Raw genomic sequence first — 19,002 nt, forward strand, 5'->3', positions numbered from 1 at the left:
GTTCCGAAAGTAGCACGGGAGAGCCCGCCGTGAACACGGGATCCGATGCGCACCCGTGGTGAGGCGAAGGGCGGCGGGGCGGCATGATGGGACGATGTCCCGAGCGCCCGCATCGCACGGCCGCACCGGCCGGCCGCCCCTGACCTCCCGTGCGCAGATCCTGGTGACCGCCCGTCGGCTCATCGACGAGGACGGTTGGGAGAAGCTGACGATCCGCCGCCTGGCCGCCGAGATCGGCGTAGGAGCGACGACCCTGTACCACCACATCCGCAACAAGGACGACCTGTTGCTCCTCCTGCTCAACCACCACATCGAGCAGATCGGGCGTCCGGCACTGCCCGACGCACCGCGCGAGCGCATCGTCGCGGCCGCCACCGCGATGCACGACGCCCTCACGGCCTGGCCCTGGGCGGCGGAGGTCCTCTCGGCCGACGGTTTTGTCGGCCTCCTCGACGAATCGGCGATGTGGATGGTCGAAGCCGTCGTGGCGGGCGCGGGCGACCACGGATGCACACCGGAGCAGAGCGTCGACGTCTTCCGCAGCATCTGGTACTTCACCGTCGGCGAGGTCCTCGTACGCGCCCACTCCGCCCGCCGACAGGGCGAGGGCCGGCCCTTCGCCTACCGGGACGACCTGGACCCCGCCCAGGTGCCCCACCTGGCCGCCATCGGCGTCCGATGGGCCGAACTGGCCGCGCGGGACGTCTACCCCGAGGGTCTCCGCACGTTCGTCGACGGGCTGCTCGCCCGCGCCACCCCCCGCGCGAGCGGCTGAGCGCGGACCGATCGGCGGGAGAACCCCAGGTCCCGGTGCCGGGACCGCCCCCCGCACGTGCCACCCTGGTCCCGAGTCGGTGGCGGGTGAAGGTGCGCGTCGGGAGCGGGGGAAGAACGTGGCGGACCGGGAAGTGCCGGAGGAGCGGCTCGGCGAATATGTCGACATACTGCGGCAGGTGTGTGTCACGGGGCGCCGCCTCACCCGCGACGAGCTGGAGTCCCGCCGCGCCGAGGGGCAGCTCGCGGCGGAGGCGGGTCTGCCGCTGCGCGGGCTGATACGGGACCACCTGGCCGCCGCCCAGAGCGTCCGGACGCGCTCGCAGACGTCCCTGCTGGCCGCCGTCGAGCAGGCGGTGGACGCGTTCGTCGAAGGGTACGAGCGCTCCCAGCGTCAGGCGGTCCGTCAGGAGGAGGCAGCCCGGCGCGAGTTCATCGACGACCTGCTGTACGGGCGCAGCGGGCTGGGCCTGTTGGCGGAGCGGGCCGAACGGTTCGGGCTGCGCCTGTCGCAGGCCCACGCGGTGGCCGTGGCCGCCGGTCCCGAGCCGTACGGCGACGGCTACCCCGTGGCGCGCCGCATCGAGGAGGCGGTCCTCGGCCGATTCGGCACCCGGCACATCCTGCTGGCCACCAAGGACGGCAGCCTGATCTGCGTGGCCCCCGGCGACCAGCCGGATGTCCTGGCCTACTTCGCCCAGCAGGCGCACGCCGCGACGGACGGCGGACGGGTCGCCGTCGGCCGCTCCCACCCCGGCCCCGGCGGAGTCGTCCACTCCTACGAGGAGGCCCTCAACGCCCTCGATCTCGCCGAACGGATGGGCCTGGCGGGGCCGGTGCTGCACGCCTCCGACCTCCTGGTCTACCCGGTCCTCAGCCGTGACCGGCAAGCCCTCGCCGACCTCGTGGAGAGTGTCCTGGGCCCGCTCCGCCAGGCGCGCGGTGGCCACCGGCCCCTGCTGGACACCCTCACCGCCTATTTCGACAGCGGCTGCGTGGCCACGGAGACCGCCCGCCGGCTCTCGCTCAGCGTGCGCGCCCTGACGTACCGGCTCGAACGCGTCCACACCCTCACCGGTGCGAACCCGGCGGAGTCGGCGGACCGTTACACCCTCCAGACCGCGGTGATCGGCGCGCGACTGCTGGGCTGGCCCGGGACCACGGGTTGACCCCTCCTGCCGCACCACGGCGTAAACGAGTCGTAAAGATTGCCGAGGGTAGGCAATGTGCGACGCTCTCGTGCTCCGGCACGATGCTCTTGTCCGGCGGTGATACCGGCTGAGTGGGGAGGTGCTCATGGACTTGTTTCTGGGTCTCGGCATCGGGGGAATCGTCCTGCTGGCCGCCTCGCTGGTGTTCGACGGGGTCCTCGAAGGTGTCTTCGACGGCGCCCTGGACGGACTGTTCGACGGGTGGCTGTCGCTCCCGGTGATCGCGGGCTTCGTCTCGATGCTCGGTTTCACGGGGGCGATCGTGCTCGGGACCACAGGTCTCGGGCCGGGAGCGGCGGCCGCCGCCGGGGCCGTGGCCGGTGCGGGGGCCGGCTGGTCGACGTACCGGCTGAGCCTGGCCCTCGCCCGGGACGGCAGCGGGGCCGCCCCGCGCCACGGCGAGCTCGTCGGGTCGGCCGGCACCGTGGTCACCGCCATCCCCGCGGGCGGGTACGGCGAGGTCATGCTGCGGCTGGGCGGCCAACCGGTCAAGTACGCCGCGACCGCCGACGGTCCGGTCGCCCGCGGCGCCGAGGTGTGGGTGACGGCGACGCCGTCACCGACGTCGGTCGGCGTGCGCGCCGTCGAACGCTGACCCGAGCGCCGACCCGAAAGCCGGCCCGGGCGCCTCACCTTCCTACCCATCCGCCACCGATCTGCCCTCGTGAGCGCGGGCAGGGGGGATCCACCATGAGTTCAGTCGTCGTTCCGGTCGTGGGAGTGGTCGTACTCCTCGTGCTGCTCGCACTGGTCGTCGTCACCCGCTACAAGGTCGCCGGGCCCAGTGAGGCCTTCCTCATCACGGGCCGGCGCGGCAAGAAGTCCACCGATCCGGCCACCGGACAGATCTTCACCGACACCAGCGGCCAGAAGGTCGTGGTCGGCGGCGGAGTGTTCGTCGTGCCCTTCGTCCAGCAGCGCTACACCCTCGACCTGTCCAGCCGGCACATCCCGATCGCCGTCCGCGGTGCGGTCACGCTGCGCGGCATCAAGGCGCACCTCGAAGGCGTGGCGATCGTCAAGGTCGGCGGCAACGAGGACGCCATCCGCGCCGCCGCCCAGCGTTTCCTCCAGCAGCAGGACGGCATCGTCGGCTTCACCCAGGAAGTGCTCTCCGGCGCGCTGCGCGCCATCGTCGGCCGGATGTCGGTCGAGGACATCATCCGCGACCGGGCCGCCTTCGCCGGGCAGGTGGCGGAGGAGGCCGAGGCCAGTCTCTCCGGGCAGGGCCTCGTCCTGGACGCCTTCCAGATCCAGGACATCACCACCGAGGGCTCCTACCTGGAGGACCTCGGCCGCCCCGAGGCCGCCCGCGCCAAGCAGGAGGCCGACATCGCCGAGGCCAACGCCCGCCGGGCCGCCGAACAGGCCCGGCTGAAGGCCGAGGAGGAGATCGCGGTCGCGCAGCGCACCCTGTACCTGCGCCAGGCCGAGATCAAGGCCGAGACCGACGCGGCCGCCGCCCAGGCGAACGCCGCCGGCCCGCTGGCGGACGCCGACCGGCAGCAGCAGATCCTGGCCGAACAGGAGAAGGTGGCCGAACGGCAGGCCGCGCTGACCGACCGCCAGCTCGACACCGAGGTTCGCAAGCCGGCCGACGCCCGCCGCTACCAGGCGGAGCAGGAGGCCGAGGCGCTGCGGGTGGCCCGCGTGAAGCAGGCCGAGGCCGAGCGCCTCGCCGCCATCGCCGCCGCCCAGGCGGAGGCCGAGCGGGCCCGTCTGACGGGTGAGGGCGAGAAGCAGCGACGCTCCGCCCTCGCCGAGGCCGAGGCCATCGAGGGCGCCAAGCGCGGTGAGGCCGAACGAGCCCGCCGTGCGGCCATCGCCGACGCGGTACGCCTGGAGGGCGACGCGGAAGCGGCGGCGATCGCCGCCAAGGGCGCGGCGGAGGCCGAGGCGATGCAGAAGAAGGCCGACGCCTTCGAGAGCTACGGTGACGCGGCGATGGTCCAGATGCTGGTCGAGGTGCTCCCGCAGGTGGTCGCCAAGGCGGCCGAACCGCTCGGCGCCATCGACAAGATGACCGTCATCTCCACCGACGGAGCGAACCGGCTCTCCCGCACCGTCGCCGAGAACGTCGCCCAGGGGATGGAACTGCTCGGCTCCACCACGGGCGTCGACCTGGCCCAGCTGCTCAAGGGCCTCACCGCGAGCAGGTCGACCGCGATCCCCGAGCCCGTCCCGGCCAACGGCAAGATCGCGATCAGCGACTGACGTCGGCCGTCGTCCTCACCGGACGCCTCGACCGGCTCCCGCGGCTCCTACGGCTCCCGAGGAACCGCGGTCAGCCGGTGGCGGCGAGTTCACCGCTCAGCGTCCGGTGCAGACGGGCGCTGGGCTCGTTCAGCCCGATGATCCGAACGCTCTTGCCGCGCTGTGCGTACCGGTGCTCGATCGCGTCCAGCGCGGCGACCGAGGAGGCGTCCCAGATGTGCGCGGCGGACAGGTCGATGACGACCTCGACGGGGTCGCCGGCGTAGTCGAAGCGGCCCACGAGTTCGTTGGAGGAGGCGAAGAACAGCTCCCCGGTCACGGTGTAGACGACCCGGCCGCCGTCCGGGTCGGTGATCGCCGTGACATCGGCGAGCGTGGCGACCCGCTTGGCGAAGACGACCACCGCCGTGACCGATCCCGCCACGACGCCCACGGCGAGGTTGTGGGTGGCCACCACACAGACCACGGTCAGCACCATGACGGTGATCTCGCCCGCCGGCATCCGCCTGAGCGTCGCGGGCGCGACGGAATGCCAGTCGAAGGTCGCGAAACAGACCATGACCATGACGGCGACCAGGGCGGCCATCGGGATGTCGGAGACGACCGGGCCGAACACGATGCACAACACCATCAGGAACACGCCCGCGAGGAAGGTGGAGAGCCGGGTCCGCGCGCCGGAGACCTTCACGTTGATCATGGTCTGGCCGATCATCGCGCAGCCACCCATACCTCCGAGGAAGCCGGTCACGATGTTCGCGACGCCCTGCCCGACGGACTCCCGGGTCTTGGAGGACCGGGTGTCGGTGATCTCGTCGACCAGCTTCGCCGTCATCAAGGACTCCATCAGCCCGACGAGCGCCATGGCGAAGGCGTACGGGGCGACCGTGGCCAGCGTGTCGACGGTGAACGGCACGTCGGGCAGTCCGGGCGTCGGGAGCGAGGAGGGCAGCGCGCCCTTGTCCCCGACGGTCGGTACCGCGATGCCCGCGGCGACGGTGATCACCGTGAGGACGACGATCGCCACCAGCGGGGCCGGCACGGCCGTGGTGATCCTCGGGAACAGCACCATGAGCGCCAGCCCGGCCGCCAGCAGCGGGTAGACGGCCCACGGCACGTTCCGCAGCTCCGGCACCTGGGCCATGAAGACCAGGATGGCGAGCGAGTTGACGAAGCCGACCATCACCGAGCGCGGGATGAACCGCATCAGCTTGCCCACCCCCAGCGCGCCGAGCACGATCTGGAACACCCCGGCCAGGATCACCGCCGCGACCAGGTAGCCGAACCCGTGCTCCCGGTTCAGCGGCGCGATGACCAGGGCCACCGCACCGGTGGCGGCGGAGATCATCGCGGGCCGCCCGCCGACGACGGAGATGGTGACGGCCATGGTGAAGGAGGCGAACAGCCCGATCGCCGGATCCACCCCGGCGATGATCGAGAACGAGATCGCCTCCGGGATCAGCGCCAGGGCGACCACCAGCCCGCCCAGCACCTCGGTGCGCAGCACCTTCGGCGAAAGCCAGGAGGGGCGGAAGTCGCGCAGTCGCGCGGATATGGACACAGCTGAGTGGGACAAGGGGAGCAGACCTGTCAGGTGGGGCGTACGGGGGAGGGAACGACCCAAGGTACAGCGCGGTCCCGGGTCGCCCGTGCCGCGCCCGTGGGGCGGGCGACACCCGACCCCGCGATCGGAGCGGAATTCTCCGCTCAGGTCATTCCGATCAAGGCCGGCACCCGGGCGAACTGATCGGCGCACCCACGCTCAATCAAACGTGCCCACTCCGTTAACATGTTCGATCTGACAATATTCACGTTGGACCACGATAAGCGGCCGGAAATTGACATCAACGATATCGCGGGTTCTCTCTCGAACAGGTGACGGCACCAGCCCCTCCGGGCGGCCTCGACCTCGGGCCCTGCTCTGGGCCGTGGTGAGCACGATCGCCCTCGGATTCCTCGTCGCACTGGAGCTGGCCGCGCGCTGGTACGACGTACCGGGCCCGATCACCGCCCAGGCCCGAGAGGTGATCTTCGCCCCCAAGTCGGGAACCGTCCTCTACGCCAGCATGGCGTTGATGATGGTGGTGCTCACCTGGCGACAGCGGTTCATCGGACTCGCCGCCGCCATCGGCATCGACCTCGTCCTCTGGCTCGTACGGTGGGCCGTCGGCGCCCAGATGATGTTCGGCACCGGAGCGCTGTGGGTCACCCTGGCCTGGGCCGTCATCGCCGTCACGCGCCGTACCGGTCGGGAGCGCCTCCTGCTGCTCAAAGGCGTGGGGCTGGCCCTGCTGCTGGTGACCGGCCGCAAGACCGGCTACACCTGGCTGTTCATCACCTCCAAGACCCGCCCGACGGTGCTCGACCAGTACGTGGCGACCGCCGATCACGCGCTGGGCAACCCTTCGTGGGTGGCGGGCCGGATCGTCGAGGCCACCGGCACGGTCGGCTTCCGCGTCCTCGAGTTCGTCTACATCCAGCTCGCGGTGGCCGCGGTCGCCGTCGCGCTGTACCAGCTGCGCCACGTGGCGACCCTGCGCCGCTTCCCGAGCCACCATCTGGTGCGCACCTTCCTCGTCATCGGCCTGCTCGGGCCGGGCATCTACATGATCTTCCCGGTGGTCGGGCCGATCTTCGCCTACGGCGCCGACGGCGGACAGTGGGCGATGGCCGACCTCTGGCCGAACACGCCGCCGCCCCTCGGTGCCCCCGGCCCGATGCCCTTCGACGAGTTCACCCCGCGTAACTGCATGCCCAGCCTGCACACGGCCTGGGCCACCGCGATCTTCATCCACTCCCGCAAGGCCCCACGGGCACTGCGCTACGCCGGCACCTTCTGGCTGATCGCCACCCTCGGCGCCACGCTGGGCTTCGGTTACCACTACGGCGCGGACATCATCGCCGGCGTGGTGTTCACGGTCACGATCGAGACGGGGCTGCGCTCGCTCGCCCGCGGCTGGGACCGGCCCGGCGTCCTGTTGACCGGCTACGGCTTCGCGGTGTTCGTCGCGTACCTGGTCTCGTACCGCTATCTGTCGACGCAGCTGGCCGCCTACCCGTGGGTGTTCGGGCCGCTGCTCCTCCTGGCGATGGGCTCGGTGATCTACGGCTACGTACGGACCACCAGGCAGTGGGAACGGCAGGACGCGGCCGCCGCGGGAGCGCGGGTGCCGGAACCACGACGCGAGCCGCAGCCCGAACTGGTCTGAGCGCGCGGGGGCCGGGACCGGCCCGCCCCCGCCCCCTGCGGCCGTCCCGCCGGGCGAAACTCGGTGGGGCCGAGGACCGGCGCCGCGTAGGGTCGGCCCGTCGTGATGGACCGGGGGACGGGCAGGTCGGGCATGGAGCGGGCGAAGGCGTCGGGGGAACTCGTGGGGGAGCGCGTGCGACTGGAGCCGCTGGAGCCGCGGCACCACGACGCGCTGTGCGAGGCGGTCCGGGACGGCAACCTGTGGGAGCTCGCGGTGACGACCGTCCCGCACCCGGACGACGTCCGCGGGTTCATCGAGGACGCGATGGCCGCCCGCGCCGAGGGCACGCAGATCCCCTACGCGACCGTGGACGCGGTGACGGGCCGGGTCGTCGGCTCGACCCGGCTGATGATGATCAACACCGCGCAGCGGCGGGTGGAGATCGGCTGGACCTTCCTCGCCCGGTCCTGGCAGGGGACCGGAACCAACACCGAGGCGAAGCTGCTGATGCTGACGCACGCCTTCGAGACGATGGGGATGAACCGCGTCGAGCTGCTCACCGACGTACGGAACGCCACGTCACGGGCGGCGATCTCCGGGCTGGGCGCGACGCACGAGGGCGTGCTCCGACAGCACATGGTCATGCGGGACGGCTGGATCCGCGACACGGCGGTCTACAGCATCACCCGGCCGGAATGGCCGCGGGTGAAGCGCGCGCTGGAGGCCCGCCGGGCGGCCCGCGCCGACGCGCACGCCGGGGAGTGAGGGCCGCGCCACGGGGGTGGGCGGGCCCGTCCGCCCGACCCGGGGCGCTCCCGGTACGGGTCCGGCACGGTTGCGGCACGCGGACGGGGCCGACGGTACAGCCGTCGGCCCCGTGGTTCGGCGGGAGGGATCAGCAGGTGCCGGCCGGCCGTTCCCGGACCACCAGGTCGGTGGAGCCGGTGGTCGCGTCCAGCCAGGTGACCTGGCGGCCCGCCCCGGCCGCCGGGTAGCTCTGCTCACCACGGTTGCAGGAGACCCGTTCGCGGCGGGAGCCGTCGGTGGTCAGCTGCCACAGCTTGGGCAGCGACTCGTTGCGGTAGCGCGTGTCGGGCGTCCGGGCGACGAGGGTCAGCGCCTCCTGCGAGACCGTCAGGTCGGAGGCGACGAAGGCGCCCGGCTTGTGCTCGCTGCTGACGATGAAGGCGCCGCGGCCGTCCAGGCCGGAGCTGATGACCGACGTCAGACCGCCGTCGCTCTCGTCGGTGTCGGACAGCCAGAAGACGTTCTTGCCGTTGATACCGGTCTGGCCGAGGCTCACCGGCTCGTCGAGCTGCTCCGTCATGACCGCTTTGCCGGTGGCGAGGTCGACGACCTCCACGCCCAGCCGGTAGGAACCCGCCTCCGCGTAGAGCTTCGCGTAGGCGATCTTGTTGTCACTGATGGAGGGGAGAGCGGTCAGGGTGTTCCACTTCTTCCCGTCGGTGAAGACCGGGGCCTTGTCGGTGGGGCGCAGGTAGCCGACGTGCCGGCCACCGAGGATGTCGTACTCCTCGAACACGACCGTGTTCTTCTCCACCCGCAGGCCCGCGACGCCGGTCACGGAGCTGTACAGGGTCTTGATCGGGCCACCGGCCACGGGGCGGGAGAGGACGTCGACCGAGGTCGGGCCGTACGCCGTCCACACCACGGTCTTGCCGTCCGTCGCCGGGGCGGTGTGGTAGCGGCCGTCGTTGGGGCTGATCACCTTCGGGGCGCCCTTGCCGTCCAGGCGGCCGGCGTACACGGAGTAGGGCTCGGAGCCGTCGTCGTCGGACTTGGAGGCCGTCCACCAGCCGCCGCCGGCGCCCACTCCGGAGTCGGTGGTGTTCAGCTTGCCGAAGAGGGTGTCGGTGTCGACGCCGAGGGCCTGCTCCCAACCGGGGACGATGCCATGGGCGTTGAACGACCGCTTGACGGCGTTCTGCTGGCCGGCGGTCGCGCCCAGCGCCTTGGCCGCCGCGAGCACCGCTCCCCGGGCCTCGGTGAACCCGTCGATCGGCGTCATGTACTCGGTGACGGCCTTGTACACGATCTTGTCCGCCAGGGCGCCGCCCAGGTCCTCGCGCATGTCCCACAGCGCGCCGGAGAAGATCGTCGAGTTCAGGTGCACGCCGCCGTTGTCGGTGGCGAACGACACGCCCAGGAAGCTCTTCGAGGTGGTGGCCCCGTCGTTGAGGTCGCGCAGGGCGCAGTCGGCGGCCGCCTTCGTACGGCACAGGTCCTCGCCGATCAGGCCGGCGGTCGGATCGCCCATCGGCGTCCCGCTCGCGGTGACGTCGATCGCGTTGCCGAAGTAATCGGCCAGGGCCTCGTTCAGGGCGCCGGACTGGCCCGCGTAGACCAGGTTCGCCGTGTGCTCGATGACGCCGTGGGTCATCTCGTGGCCGACGACGTCCGTGTCGGCCGACATCGGCTTGAACTCCTTGTCCCCGATGCCGTAGACCATCTTGGTGCCGTCCCAGAACGCGTTGGCGTACGGCTGGCCGTAGTACGTCACGCCGACCAGGGAGTTGACGGTCCCGCCGTTCCCGTCGAGGCTGTCGCGCCCGAGGTTCTTCTTGTAGAAGTCGTAGACCTGGCCCGCGTTCCAGTGGGCGTCCACGGCTCCCGAGTCCGTCGCCGCCGCACCGAAGGAGGTGTTCGGGGAGGAGAACATCGTGATGCCGGAGGGCCACCTGCCGGAGGTCTCCGACACCGACTTGCCACGGGCGTCCCACGTGGACAGCAGGCTCTTGCTCGTGGCGCGCATACGGCCCGCGTCCGCGAGGAGGTAGCTGCCGGCCGCCGGGTCGTAGGCGATGTCCAGCGAGGCCGCGGCGCCGCTCAGCCGGGCCCCGGACCCGGTTTCCGGGACCAGGTTCGCGGGAGCGGCCGGCGGGCCGTCCGCCGTCGGGCTCTCGGCGAACTCACCGGCCGCCGGGGCCGCCGGGGCCGCCATCGTCTTCAGCGCGCTGTACTGGAGCGCCGGGTAGCCCGAGCGGGCGTCCACGTACACCTCGTCCACGACCGGTGCCCCGGTGCCGGGCGCCGTGCCGCGCACGGTGACGCGGTAGGCGAGGACGCCGGCCCCCTTGGGCAGGACGACGAGCCCCTTGGCCTCACCGGTCATGCCGGTGGCCGCCGGATCACCGGACTCGGACCGTGGTGCCTGGCCCTTGTCGAGGGCCGCTCCCAGCCGGCGGGCCGTTGCGGTCACCGCGCGACGGACCGCGACGTCCTCGGTGACCTGGGGGGTGACGTCGGTGCTGAGCGCGGTGAAGTAGTGCCCCGAGGTACCGGTGACCACGCGCTTGCCGTCCTGCTTCTGCATGCGCACGACGTACTGGCCGCCCAGCACGGGGACGCCGCGGTGCTTCTGCTGCAGCCGGACCGTCTCGTCCTTCGACCCGGTGGTCGTCGCCGCCAGGGGGACGAGGTCGCTGCCCGCCCGCGGGATCCTGTAGCGGCTCTTGTTCGCGGCGAGGTGCTGCCGTGCCGCGTCGGCCGGGGCGGCCTTGGCGTCCACGGGCTCCCGTATGCCCTCGACGAGCACCGGGGTCGCGGTGTCCTGGCCGGGTAAGGCGTTCGAGGGGCCGGGGTCCGCGGCCCACGCCGGCGACGCCTGCAGGGTCATCGCGGCCGCCAACAGAACCGCGATCGCTCCGGCGGAGCGGAGGTCTTTCCGCCATATCTTTCGTCCGGCAGGGGTGGATGCCGTCGAACCTGCGCTGAGCTCGGGCAAGGGGTCTCCTCAACCATGAGTGCCTGATGCATTGCTGTGAGTTGCCGCCATGCAAGCGGCGCGGACGGCTGCCGACCAGAGCCGGGACCCCCTCAGAAGTGGCCATGCACACTTGTGGGGGCTCTGTGAAGGCGGTCAAAATCCCCGGCATGATCGAAACCGACCCGCACGACAGGACCCCGGCCCGCACGCAGGGAGACAGCTGGCCGGGGACGCACACGGCCGCCGATCCGGCCTCCGTGCTGCGCGTACTCATCCAGCGCAGGCAAGCCCTCCTGCACCAGGAGTCGGCCGACCTCAACTCACTGCGCTCCTACGCCGACCGGCTGGCCCACCGGCTTCCGCCGCAGCCCGCGCCACCCCCCGACGCCGTGGCCGGCATCGAGATCCTCAACGGCACCGACGCCGCCCGGGCCCGCCTCGACACCCTGCTCGACGCCGCGGAGACGGAGGTGTTGATCCTCGACCGCACGGAAGGAGCACCTGAGTCTCCCGGCCGGGAAGAGGCCGGGGAGGCCCGGGAGGTCGGGGTCGCCGGGGCGCTCGGGGCGCTCGGGGCGGTCGGACAAGACCGCATACGCCGTCTGCTGGCGCGCGGCGTCGTCGTACGGACCGTCACCGATCGGCGGGGCACGGACTTCCCGGACCGGGCGAAGGAACTGATCGCCCTCACCGGACTCGGCCTCCAGGCCCGGATCGGTCGGAGCTTGCCGACGGGCCTGGTCCTCGTGGACAGGCGTACGTGCCTGCTGCCCCCGCAGCCAGGCGGCGACGACGGAGTCGACGGGGTGGACGGAGTCCGTGGAGCCGACGGGGCGGCCCTGGTGTTCGGCGACTCCCTGGTGCACCGGGCCGCGCTGCCTCTGTTCGAGTCCCTGTGGGCGCGCGCCACCCCCGTGGGCAGCCCTGGTAGCCCGCTCGTCGCGGACCAGCGCGAACTGCTCGGGCTGCTCGCCTCCGGTCTGAAGGACGAGACCATCGCCCGCCGGCTCGGTGTGCACGTGCACACCGCCCGCCGGCGGATCACCCGCATGCTGGAGGAACTCGGTGCCGACACCCGGTTCCAGGCCGGCGTCCAGGCCGCCATCCGCGGCTGGCTGCAGCCGCACCCCGACCCGGACGGCGAGGCGAGGGGACCGGGAGGTCACCTCACGGGGTTCGGCGCCTCCGGTCAGGCCGGAGCCGGGCCCGTGCCGTGAGCTGCGCGGGGCGATCCGGTGGACCCGGTACGGCGCGGTCAGCGGAGCGCACCTACGGCGGCCGTCGCGGGAGCGGGCCAGGCCGTCCCGGTCCCGCCCAGGGCAGGCCTGTGGCAACGGGCTCGCCCGCGAGGGCGATCTGCGGGGGTGTTCTCCGCCGGCCGACGGTTGCCTACGAGGGGGTGTCCGAGGCCGCGTCCGAGGGCGCCGTCGCCGGGGGTTCGGCGCGGATGCCCGCGACGACCACGGTGACGAGGCAGAACGCGATCACCGTCTCCGCCCAGAGGAAGGCGATGTAGTCGAGCAGGCAGCCGATGGGCGGGGAGCCCGGGGCCGTGTTCCGGAAGGCGGCCAGCGCGAAGAGGGTCGCGGCCATCCAGCCGAGGGCGGGCCAGGTCAGGCCCTTGCGGCGGGTGACCAGGTACCAGCCGCCGATCAGGACCGAGACGGCGAGCGCCCACATCGCGAGCATCATGAAGATCGCGAAGATGAACACGCTGGTGGACCGGGCCAGACCGATGTCGAGGACCGCGATGCCCTGAGTCGTCGAGGCGTCGACCGTCGCCGCGAAGAGGACGTCGTTGTTGGAGAGCGTCACCCGGACCGGGACCTTCTCCCCACCGAGCACCGCCCCGAATTCGACGTCCGCCCCGTAGGAGTCGAACGGGTAGTCCGTGATCGAGCCGCCCGTCAGGGCCACGGGTACGTCCGTCGTGGCGATGCGCTGGTGGGCCTTGAAGCTGAGATCGCCCCGGGTGGCCGTGGACGTCTGGATCGTGAGGTCCTCGGCGGGGGAGACCCCGTCGGCCTCGGCCAGAGCGCCCCGGGGCGTGACCAGGACGCGCAAGGTCATCTCGCGGCCCGCGGCGTCGACGCGCTGGATCGTGGCGCTGATGTCGACGCGGTCCCGGTCGGCGCGCCCCGCCGTGTACACCGTGTCCAGGGCCTGGCGTTCCCCGAACTGGAGCCACGCGCCCACGGTGCCCGCCGCCACGATGGCGATCAGGACCATGCCCGGCAGCAGCGGGACACGGCGCACGGGTCGTGCGGGGCGGTGGGAGTTCGACAAGGTGGCTCCGGAGGTGCGGGGTGTGGGGTCTGGGGTGCGGCGTACGGGGTGGTGCGGAGCGGGGCGCGGCCGCTGCCGGATCAGGCGGCCGGCTTGCCGGGCTGGTCGTGGGTCGAGCAGTGGATGCCGCCGCCGCCCGAGGCGATGGTGTCGATCTTCACCATGACGACGTCCCGCTTGGGGAAGTGCTCCCGCAGGATGCCGCGGGCGCGGTCGTCCGCCTTGCGGTCCCCGAACTGCGGCATGAACACCGAGTCGTTGGCGACGTAGAAGTTGGCATAGGTGGAGACGAAGTCGTCGCCCTCACCGGTGATGCGGTTCAGGTCGGGTTGCGGCAGGTCGATGACCTCGAAACGGCGGCCGCGGGCGTCCGTCGACTCCGACAGGACGGACTTCGCCTGGTCGGCGGAGCGGGACCAGGAGTCCGGCGGGGTGCTGGGGTGGGCGCGGTCCAACAGGACCACTCCGGGGGCGGTGAAGCGGACCAGGCTGTCCACGTGCGCGTCGGTGATGTCCTCGCCGCGTACGCCGGCCAGCCAGATGACCTTCTGGACGCCCAGGGTCCGCTTGAGCTCGGCCTCGATGGTGTCCCGGGACTTCCCCTTGTTGCGGTTGTCGTTGACGATCGAGCTCTCGGTGACCATCAGGGTGCCCTCGCCGTCGGTCTCGAAGGAGCCGCCCTCAGGCGACGAGCGGGGCCTGGACCCGGGGGATCCCGTACTTCTGCAGCAGTTGGCGCCCCACCTGGGCGTCGTTCGTGTGCTCCTGCTTGCCTCCCCAGCCGTTGAAGTTGAAGTCGACGCCGACGACCTTGTCGCCCTCCTCGACGAACACCGGGACGGTGTCCCGGGCCCACAGGTCGTCGACCGCGAGCGGGATCACCTCGACCTGCGAGCCGACGGCCTTCTGTGCCGCGTCCACCTGGTCGGGGCGGGCCATCATGATCACTTCCTCGTAGCCGCCGACGGCCCGCGCGATCCGGGCGATGTCCTCGCGTACGTAGGGAAGATCCTGCTCCCAGACCGACGCGAGGGCCGGCCAGGACATGAAGGTGCGGGTGTGGCTCTCCCACTCGGCGCCGAACCGGCGCTTTCCGTCGGCGGCGGGCTGGGGCGAGCCGCCGGGTCCGGGCTGCTCGCCGGACTCGGCGGGACCGCAGGCGGCCGCACCGAAGACGGCGGCGCCGATCCCGGCGAAGGTACGGAGGACGGACCGGCGGGTGGGGGAGTGAACGACACGAGGGGTGCGGCGGATGTCGACCACTGTCGCACTGACTGGAATTTCAGTCAATTTTCGTGGGCCCGGGTACCGAGCTGCCCGATCTCGACCTCGATCGCCCCGCGCATCAGGTGACGCGCGTGCGCCGCGGGCAGCAGGCCGCTCAGCCAGCGGCTGCTCAGCCCCTCCAGGAGGGCCGTCAGTCGCTCGGCCGCGGCGGTGACGGCGGCGCCGGGTGCGGCCGGGCACACCGCCGCCAGCAGGTCGGCGACCTCCTCCACCCAGGCCGCGCCGGCCGCGGTGAGCTCCTCGCGCAGTTCCGGGTCGAAGATCGTGTGGGCCCGTAGCTCTCCCCAGGCCGTGCTGTTCTCGCGCACCTCGGGCAGGTCCTGGAATTCGAGCAGCAGGATCCGCTCCAGGAGCCGGTGCGGGTCCGCGGTCGAGGGCGCGGCGCCCACCTCGCCGGCGGCCCCCGTGTAGCGGTCGGCCCGGTCGCCGATGAAGGCCAGGGCGTGCCGCAGGATTCCGGTCCGGTCCTGGAAGTGGTAGTAGATCAGGGCGGTCGACACGCCGGCCTCGGCCGCCAGATCGGTCACCCGCAGCCCGCGGACCCCGCGTCTGGCGATGACCCGGGCGGCGCCCTCGAGGATGGCCCTTCTTCGATCCGACACCGGTCGATCCTCCCTTCTGGCAGTGTGCGTCTCGCATTGTCACACATTGACTGAAACTTTAGTTAGCGGCACGATGCGGCCCAGGTCATTGCCGCATCGTTGAAAGAGCCACCGCATGTTCGCTCAGCTTCCCGGCGTACAGTCCGTCCTCACGGCCCTGTCCGCCGACGACCCCCACGAGATCGGTGGCTATCGCCTCCACGCCCGGCTCGGCTCCGGCGGCATGGGGGTGGTCTACCTGGCGTACACGCCGGGCGGCCGACCCATCGCGCTGAAGGCCGTCCGGCCCGTCCGCGCGGAACCCGCCGCGTCCCCCTCCCGGCCCGCGGCGTCCGCGTACGTGCCCGGATATCCGCAGGCCGAGCTCACCGCCCCGGATTCCGGTTACGAGTTCGACCTGCGCGCCGGGAAGGTGGTCCCCGTCGAGAGCGCCGCCTGGTACCTCGCGCGCGGCTCCGACGCCTTCGTGCTGCCCGAGGAGTCCGACGCGTACGTCGCCGACGGAAACGGAGACCTGACCCCGGACGACTGCGCCCGGGGCATCGAGACCCGGCCCGTGACGACCCTGCCCTTCAAGGTGCTCGCCAAGGAGCGCCCCTTCTGTGTGCGAAGCCCTGACCAGCGGGAACTCGCGATCGTACGGCTCGTCGAGGCGACCTCCGCAGGCTCCGTGACGATCGCCGTCGACCACTTCCGCAAGAGCTGATCCCCCGAAGTGGAACCACGTCCGCGCGACGTCGCGACACGCGAAAGGGTTGACTGAATTTTCAGTTAAGGCAGGATGCCGTCCATCCCGCCCCTCCTCATCAGGGAGTCACCATGGATATCAACCCCCGCACCTCGCGCCGCCGAGTGCTCCAGTTCGGCGCGGCGGCCCTGCCGCTGGCGGCCCTCGGCGCCACCCTCCCCTCGCTGGTGCAGACGGCCTCGGCCGCCCCGAACGGCACCGGCGCGCTCCGGATGCCCGCCGAGACCGACCGGCACATCCGTACGTACATGGCCTGGCCGGCCCTCTCCTCGGTCTGGGGCGGCGGCCTCGCGGCGGTACGCAGGGACATCGCCGAGGTGGCCCACGTGATCTCGCGCTACGAGCCGGTCGTGATGCTGGCGCGCCCCGGCCAGGTCGCCGAGGCCCGTTACCAGTGCGGACCGGGCGCCTACTACGGCATCCAGGTCATCGACATCCCCAACGACGACCTCTGGATCCGCGACTTCGGGCCCACCTTCGTCGTCGCCCCGGGCGCCGTCGCCGGTGTGGACACCGACTTCAACGGCTGGGGCAAGGCCGGAACCAAGTTCGCGCAGCCCTTCGCCAACGACGCGGCGGCGGCGCGCACGCTCCTCGCCGAGTACGAGGTGAACCGGATCCGCGCCGGCTTCGTCGGCGAGGGTGGGTCGCTGGAGACCGACGGCGACGGCACCCTGCTGGCCACGGTCAGTTCGATGGTGAACGCCAACCGGAACCCGGGCATGAGTCAGGCTCAGGTCGAGCAGGCCATGAAGACGGCCCTCGGCATCGACAAGGTGATCTGGGTGCCGGGCCTCGCCGGCGAGGACATCACCGACTGTCACATCGACTGCCTGGCCCGCTTCGTCGCCCCCGGCCACGTCATCCTCGACAAGCCCGGCCCCGGCGCGGACAAGAAGTGGGTGGCCGTCTACGAGGAGACCGCGCGGGCGCTGCGGAGCGCCACCGATGCCCGGGGTCGCCGTCTGACCGTCACCGAACTGCCCGGACCGGACCGGCGGGAGATCCGCGGCCGGGGTGAGGAGTTCCTGTCCAGCTATACCAACTACTACACGGCGAACGGCGCGGTGATCGCACCGCAGTTCGGCGACAGCGTCGCCGACGACGTCGCCCACGCCATCCTCCGGGCCTCCTACCCGGGCTACCGGGTCGAGCAGCTCCCGATCGACGGCATCGCCTCCGGCGGCGGCGGAATCCACTGCGCCACCCAGTCCCACCCGGCCGTTCCGCCGGCGCTCTGATGGCCGGGCCGCCCCGGTCGGCCCCGCCCGCCGGGGCGACCCGCGCGCCGTCCGGCACTCCTGGTGACGGGCCGCGTACGTACGCACCCGATCATCCCGGTAGGGTGCGGAGCATGTCGTCTCGTAGTACTCAGATCCTCGAAGCCGCCGCTCGGGTGATCGCCCGGCGCGGTGTGCGCGGGCTGCGCGTGGAGGAACTCGCGGCCGAGGCCGGCGTCTCCACCGCCCTGATCTACTACCACTTCAAGGACCGCACGGGCGTCCTGCGCCAGACGCTGGAGTTCATCAACGACCGCGCCGAGCGCTACACCACCGACCGCGACCCGGACGACCCGCCGCTCACGCCGCGCGAAGAGCTGGAGGAGACCCTCCTGCTGGAACTCCAGGACACCGTGGAGGTACGGGAGAACAGCTCGGCCTGGGGCGAACTGCGGGCCAGCGCCGTCTTCGACGAGGTCCTGCGCGAGGACCTGGCGCGGGCGACCCTGGTGTGGGTCCAGGAGGTGGCCGCCCTGCTGGGCCAGGTCCAGCCGATGGTGCCCGCCTCCGCCCTCGCCGCGGCCGCCGAGCGGCTCACCGCCCTGCTGGAAGGGCTGAGCATGCGCTGGCTGAGCGGCGGCATCAAGATCGACCATGCCCGTGAGCTGATGCGGGGCGCCATCGACGCCGAGCTGGCCGGGCTCGGGCGGGGCTGACGACGCCCGCCGGGGCCGCTCCGCGCCCCGGCCCTGCCGTGCCCCGGTCTCTCCCTGCCCCGGCCCTTCCGCACCCCGGCCCCTCCCCGCAGCGCCCTAGCGCGGCCCGGACCGGCCGGCCTCTGCGCGCCAGGCCGTCTCGGCCCTGCGCTCCTCGCGCCACCCTCCGCCCGACTCCTGCCCGCCACCCGCACGTCTCCCTCCGGACGCCCATGTTTCCTTGCGGACCCAGGTCTGTTCAGACTCTTGACTGAATTTTCAGTCAATGCCAGAGTGAGGATTCCGAGCAGGGCGGACCGAACCTCCCGCCCCTTCGGACCGCCGGCCGGCCCGTGCCACCTCACGGGCCCGCGCCCGGCCCGTACTCCTCGACGCACCCCTTGAGGCGTCCCCCGCGCGCCACCGGCCCTCGGTCGTCGCCTCGCGCACCACACATCCGGACGGCGATGTCCTGGCCCCGGCCATTCCCTCGCCCGCCTTCCGGAGGAAGGAATGATCATGATGGTTTCGACCGGCGTCCGCGCCGGGCGGGACGGTCGGGGGACGTCATGCCCCTGACCCCCACCGAACGTGACCGGCTCCTGCTCTTCACCGCCGCCGAACTGGCCCGCGCCCGGCACGCACGCGGCCTGCGGCTCAACGTTCCCGAGGCGACCGCCCTGATCGCCGACACGGTGTGCGAGGCGGCGCGGGACGGGCTGCGCCTGGCCGAGGCCCTGGAGCGGGGCCGGAGCGTCCTCGGCCCGGACGACGTGCTTCCCGGGGTCGTCGACATCGTCACCGAGATCCAGGTCGAGGCCGTCTTCGAGGACGGCACCCGCCTGGCCGCCATCAGTGAGCCCTTCGGCGCTCAGGAGCGCGACGACCGGGCCCCGGGGGCGGTCCTGCCCGCCTCGGACACGGTCGCCGCGCCGAACCCGATGGTGATCCTGGCCGTGCGCAACACCGCCGCCGTTCCGGTGAGCGTGACCTCGCATTTCCACTTCTTCGAGGCGAACCCGCGGCTCGACTTCGATCGGGCCGCGGCCT

Annotated in this window: 15 protein-coding genes and 1 pseudogene; 11 read left to right on the forward strand and 5 right to left on the reverse strand. The window is 72.0% G+C overall.

The annotated features are described in order from the left end of the window. Positions 1–94: 94 nt before the first annotated feature. From ACGFYY_RS12905 to ACGFYY_RS12920, 4 genes are all read left to right on the forward strand, one after another. Complete coding sequence (locus ACGFYY_RS12905; RefSeq protein ID WP_393708899.1) at positions 95–775, forward strand: TetR/AcrR family transcriptional regulator; 681 nt, start codon at positions 95–97, stop codon at positions 773–775. Between the two features lie 118 nt (positions 776–893). Then, positions 894–1,943 (forward strand): helix-turn-helix domain-containing protein, encoded by a 1,050-nt coding sequence (locus ACGFYY_RS12910; RefSeq protein ID WP_393708902.1) that lies wholly within the window; start codon positions 894–896, stop codon positions 1,941–1,943. Between the two features lie 127 nt (positions 1,944–2,070). Continuing rightward, entirely contained in the window at positions 2,071–2,580 is a 510-nt protein-coding gene (locus tag ACGFYY_RS12915; protein WP_393708904.1) for a hypothetical protein, read from the forward strand. A gap of 95 nt (positions 2,581–2,675) precedes the next feature. After that, positions 2,676–4,199, forward strand: coding sequence for an SPFH domain-containing protein (locus ACGFYY_RS12920; RefSeq protein ID WP_393708906.1), 1,524 nt, complete (start codon positions 2,676–2,678; stop codon positions 4,197–4,199). A 70-nt stretch (positions 4,200–4,269) separates the two neighbouring features. Here the strand turns inward: ACGFYY_RS12920 and ACGFYY_RS12925 are convergent, their stop codons facing one another. Then, entirely contained in the window at positions 4,270–5,757 is a 1,488-nt protein-coding gene (locus tag ACGFYY_RS12925; protein ID WP_393708908.1) for a SulP family inorganic anion transporter, read from the reverse strand. A gap of 355 nt (positions 5,758–6,112) precedes the next feature. Between ACGFYY_RS12925 and ACGFYY_RS12930 the strand changes: the two genes are divergently transcribed. Together ACGFYY_RS12930 and ACGFYY_RS12935 are read left to right on the forward strand one after the other, a co-directional pair. Further along, positions 6,113–7,405, forward strand: a complete 1,293-nt coding sequence (locus ACGFYY_RS12930) for a DUF5933 domain-containing protein (RefSeq protein WP_393708957.1) — start codon at positions 6,113–6,115, stop codon at positions 7,403–7,405. Between the two features lie 132 nt (positions 7,406–7,537). Continuing rightward, positions 7,538–8,152, forward strand: a complete 615-nt coding sequence (locus tag ACGFYY_RS12935; RefSeq protein WP_393708910.1) for a GNAT family N-acetyltransferase — start codon at positions 7,538–7,540, stop codon at positions 8,150–8,152. A gap of 130 nt (positions 8,153–8,282) precedes the next feature. On the opposite strand, the gene ACGFYY_RS12940 is transcribed toward ACGFYY_RS12935, so the two are convergent. Beyond that, the gene (locus tag ACGFYY_RS12940) at positions 8,283–11,024 is read right to left on the reverse strand and encodes a M4 family metallopeptidase (RefSeq protein ID WP_393708912.1); all 2,742 of its coding nucleotides are present in this window, start codon (positions 11,022–11,024) and stop codon (positions 8,283–8,285) included. A 257-nt stretch (positions 11,025–11,281) separates the two neighbouring features. Between ACGFYY_RS12940 and ACGFYY_RS12945 the strand changes: the two genes are divergently transcribed. Beyond that, entirely contained in the window at positions 11,282–12,331 is a 1,050-nt protein-coding gene (locus ACGFYY_RS12945; protein ID WP_393708914.1) for a hypothetical protein, read from the forward strand. 172 nt (positions 12,332–12,503) lie between these two features. Here the strand turns inward: ACGFYY_RS12945 and ACGFYY_RS12950 are convergent, their stop codons facing one another. The 3 genes and pseudogenes from ACGFYY_RS12950 to ACGFYY_RS12960 all read right to left on the reverse strand — a co-directional run bounded on the left by ACGFYY_RS12950 (position 12,504) and on the right by ACGFYY_RS12960 (position 15,289). After that, positions 12,504–13,400: a DUF4436 family protein gene (locus ACGFYY_RS12950; protein ID WP_393708916.1), complete on the reverse strand. Its 897-nt coding sequence runs from the start codon at positions 13,398–13,400 to the stop codon at positions 12,504–12,506. Between the two features lie 80 nt (positions 13,401–13,480). Beyond that, a pseudogene (locus tag ACGFYY_RS12955) lies at positions 13,481–14,447 on the reverse strand (agmatine deiminase family protein). Between the two features lie 239 nt (positions 14,448–14,686). Next, complete coding sequence (locus ACGFYY_RS12960) at positions 14,687–15,289, reverse strand: TetR/AcrR family transcriptional regulator (RefSeq protein ID WP_393708918.1); 603 nt, start codon at positions 15,287–15,289, stop codon at positions 14,687–14,689. A 115-nt stretch (positions 15,290–15,404) separates the two neighbouring features. On the opposite strand from ACGFYY_RS12960, the gene ACGFYY_RS12965 reads away from it, so the two are divergent. The 4 genes from ACGFYY_RS12965 to ureA form a co-directional block, all read left to right on the forward strand. After that, complete coding sequence (locus tag ACGFYY_RS12965) at positions 15,405–15,995, forward strand: hypothetical protein (protein ID WP_393708920.1); 591 nt, start codon at positions 15,405–15,407, stop codon at positions 15,993–15,995. A 113-nt stretch (positions 15,996–16,108) separates the two neighbouring features. Beyond that, entirely contained in the window at positions 16,109–17,278 is a 1,170-nt protein-coding gene (locus ACGFYY_RS12970) for an agmatine deiminase family protein (RefSeq protein WP_393708922.1), read from the forward strand. A 113-nt stretch (positions 17,279–17,391) separates the two neighbouring features. Next, complete coding sequence (locus ACGFYY_RS12975; RefSeq protein ID WP_393708924.1) at positions 17,392–17,973, forward strand: TetR/AcrR family transcriptional regulator; 582 nt, start codon at positions 17,392–17,394, stop codon at positions 17,971–17,973. 548 nt (positions 17,974–18,521) lie between these two features. After that, on the forward strand, positions 18,522–19,002 hold a 481-nt coding region (ureA, locus tag ACGFYY_RS12980; RefSeq protein ID WP_393708926.1), incomplete at its 3' end, for an urease subunit gamma.

The organism is Streptomyces sp. NPDC048331 (genome assembly GCF_043201215.1).
Taxonomy (GTDB): domain Bacteria; phylum Actinomycetota; class Actinomycetes; order Streptomycetales; family Streptomycetaceae; genus Streptomyces.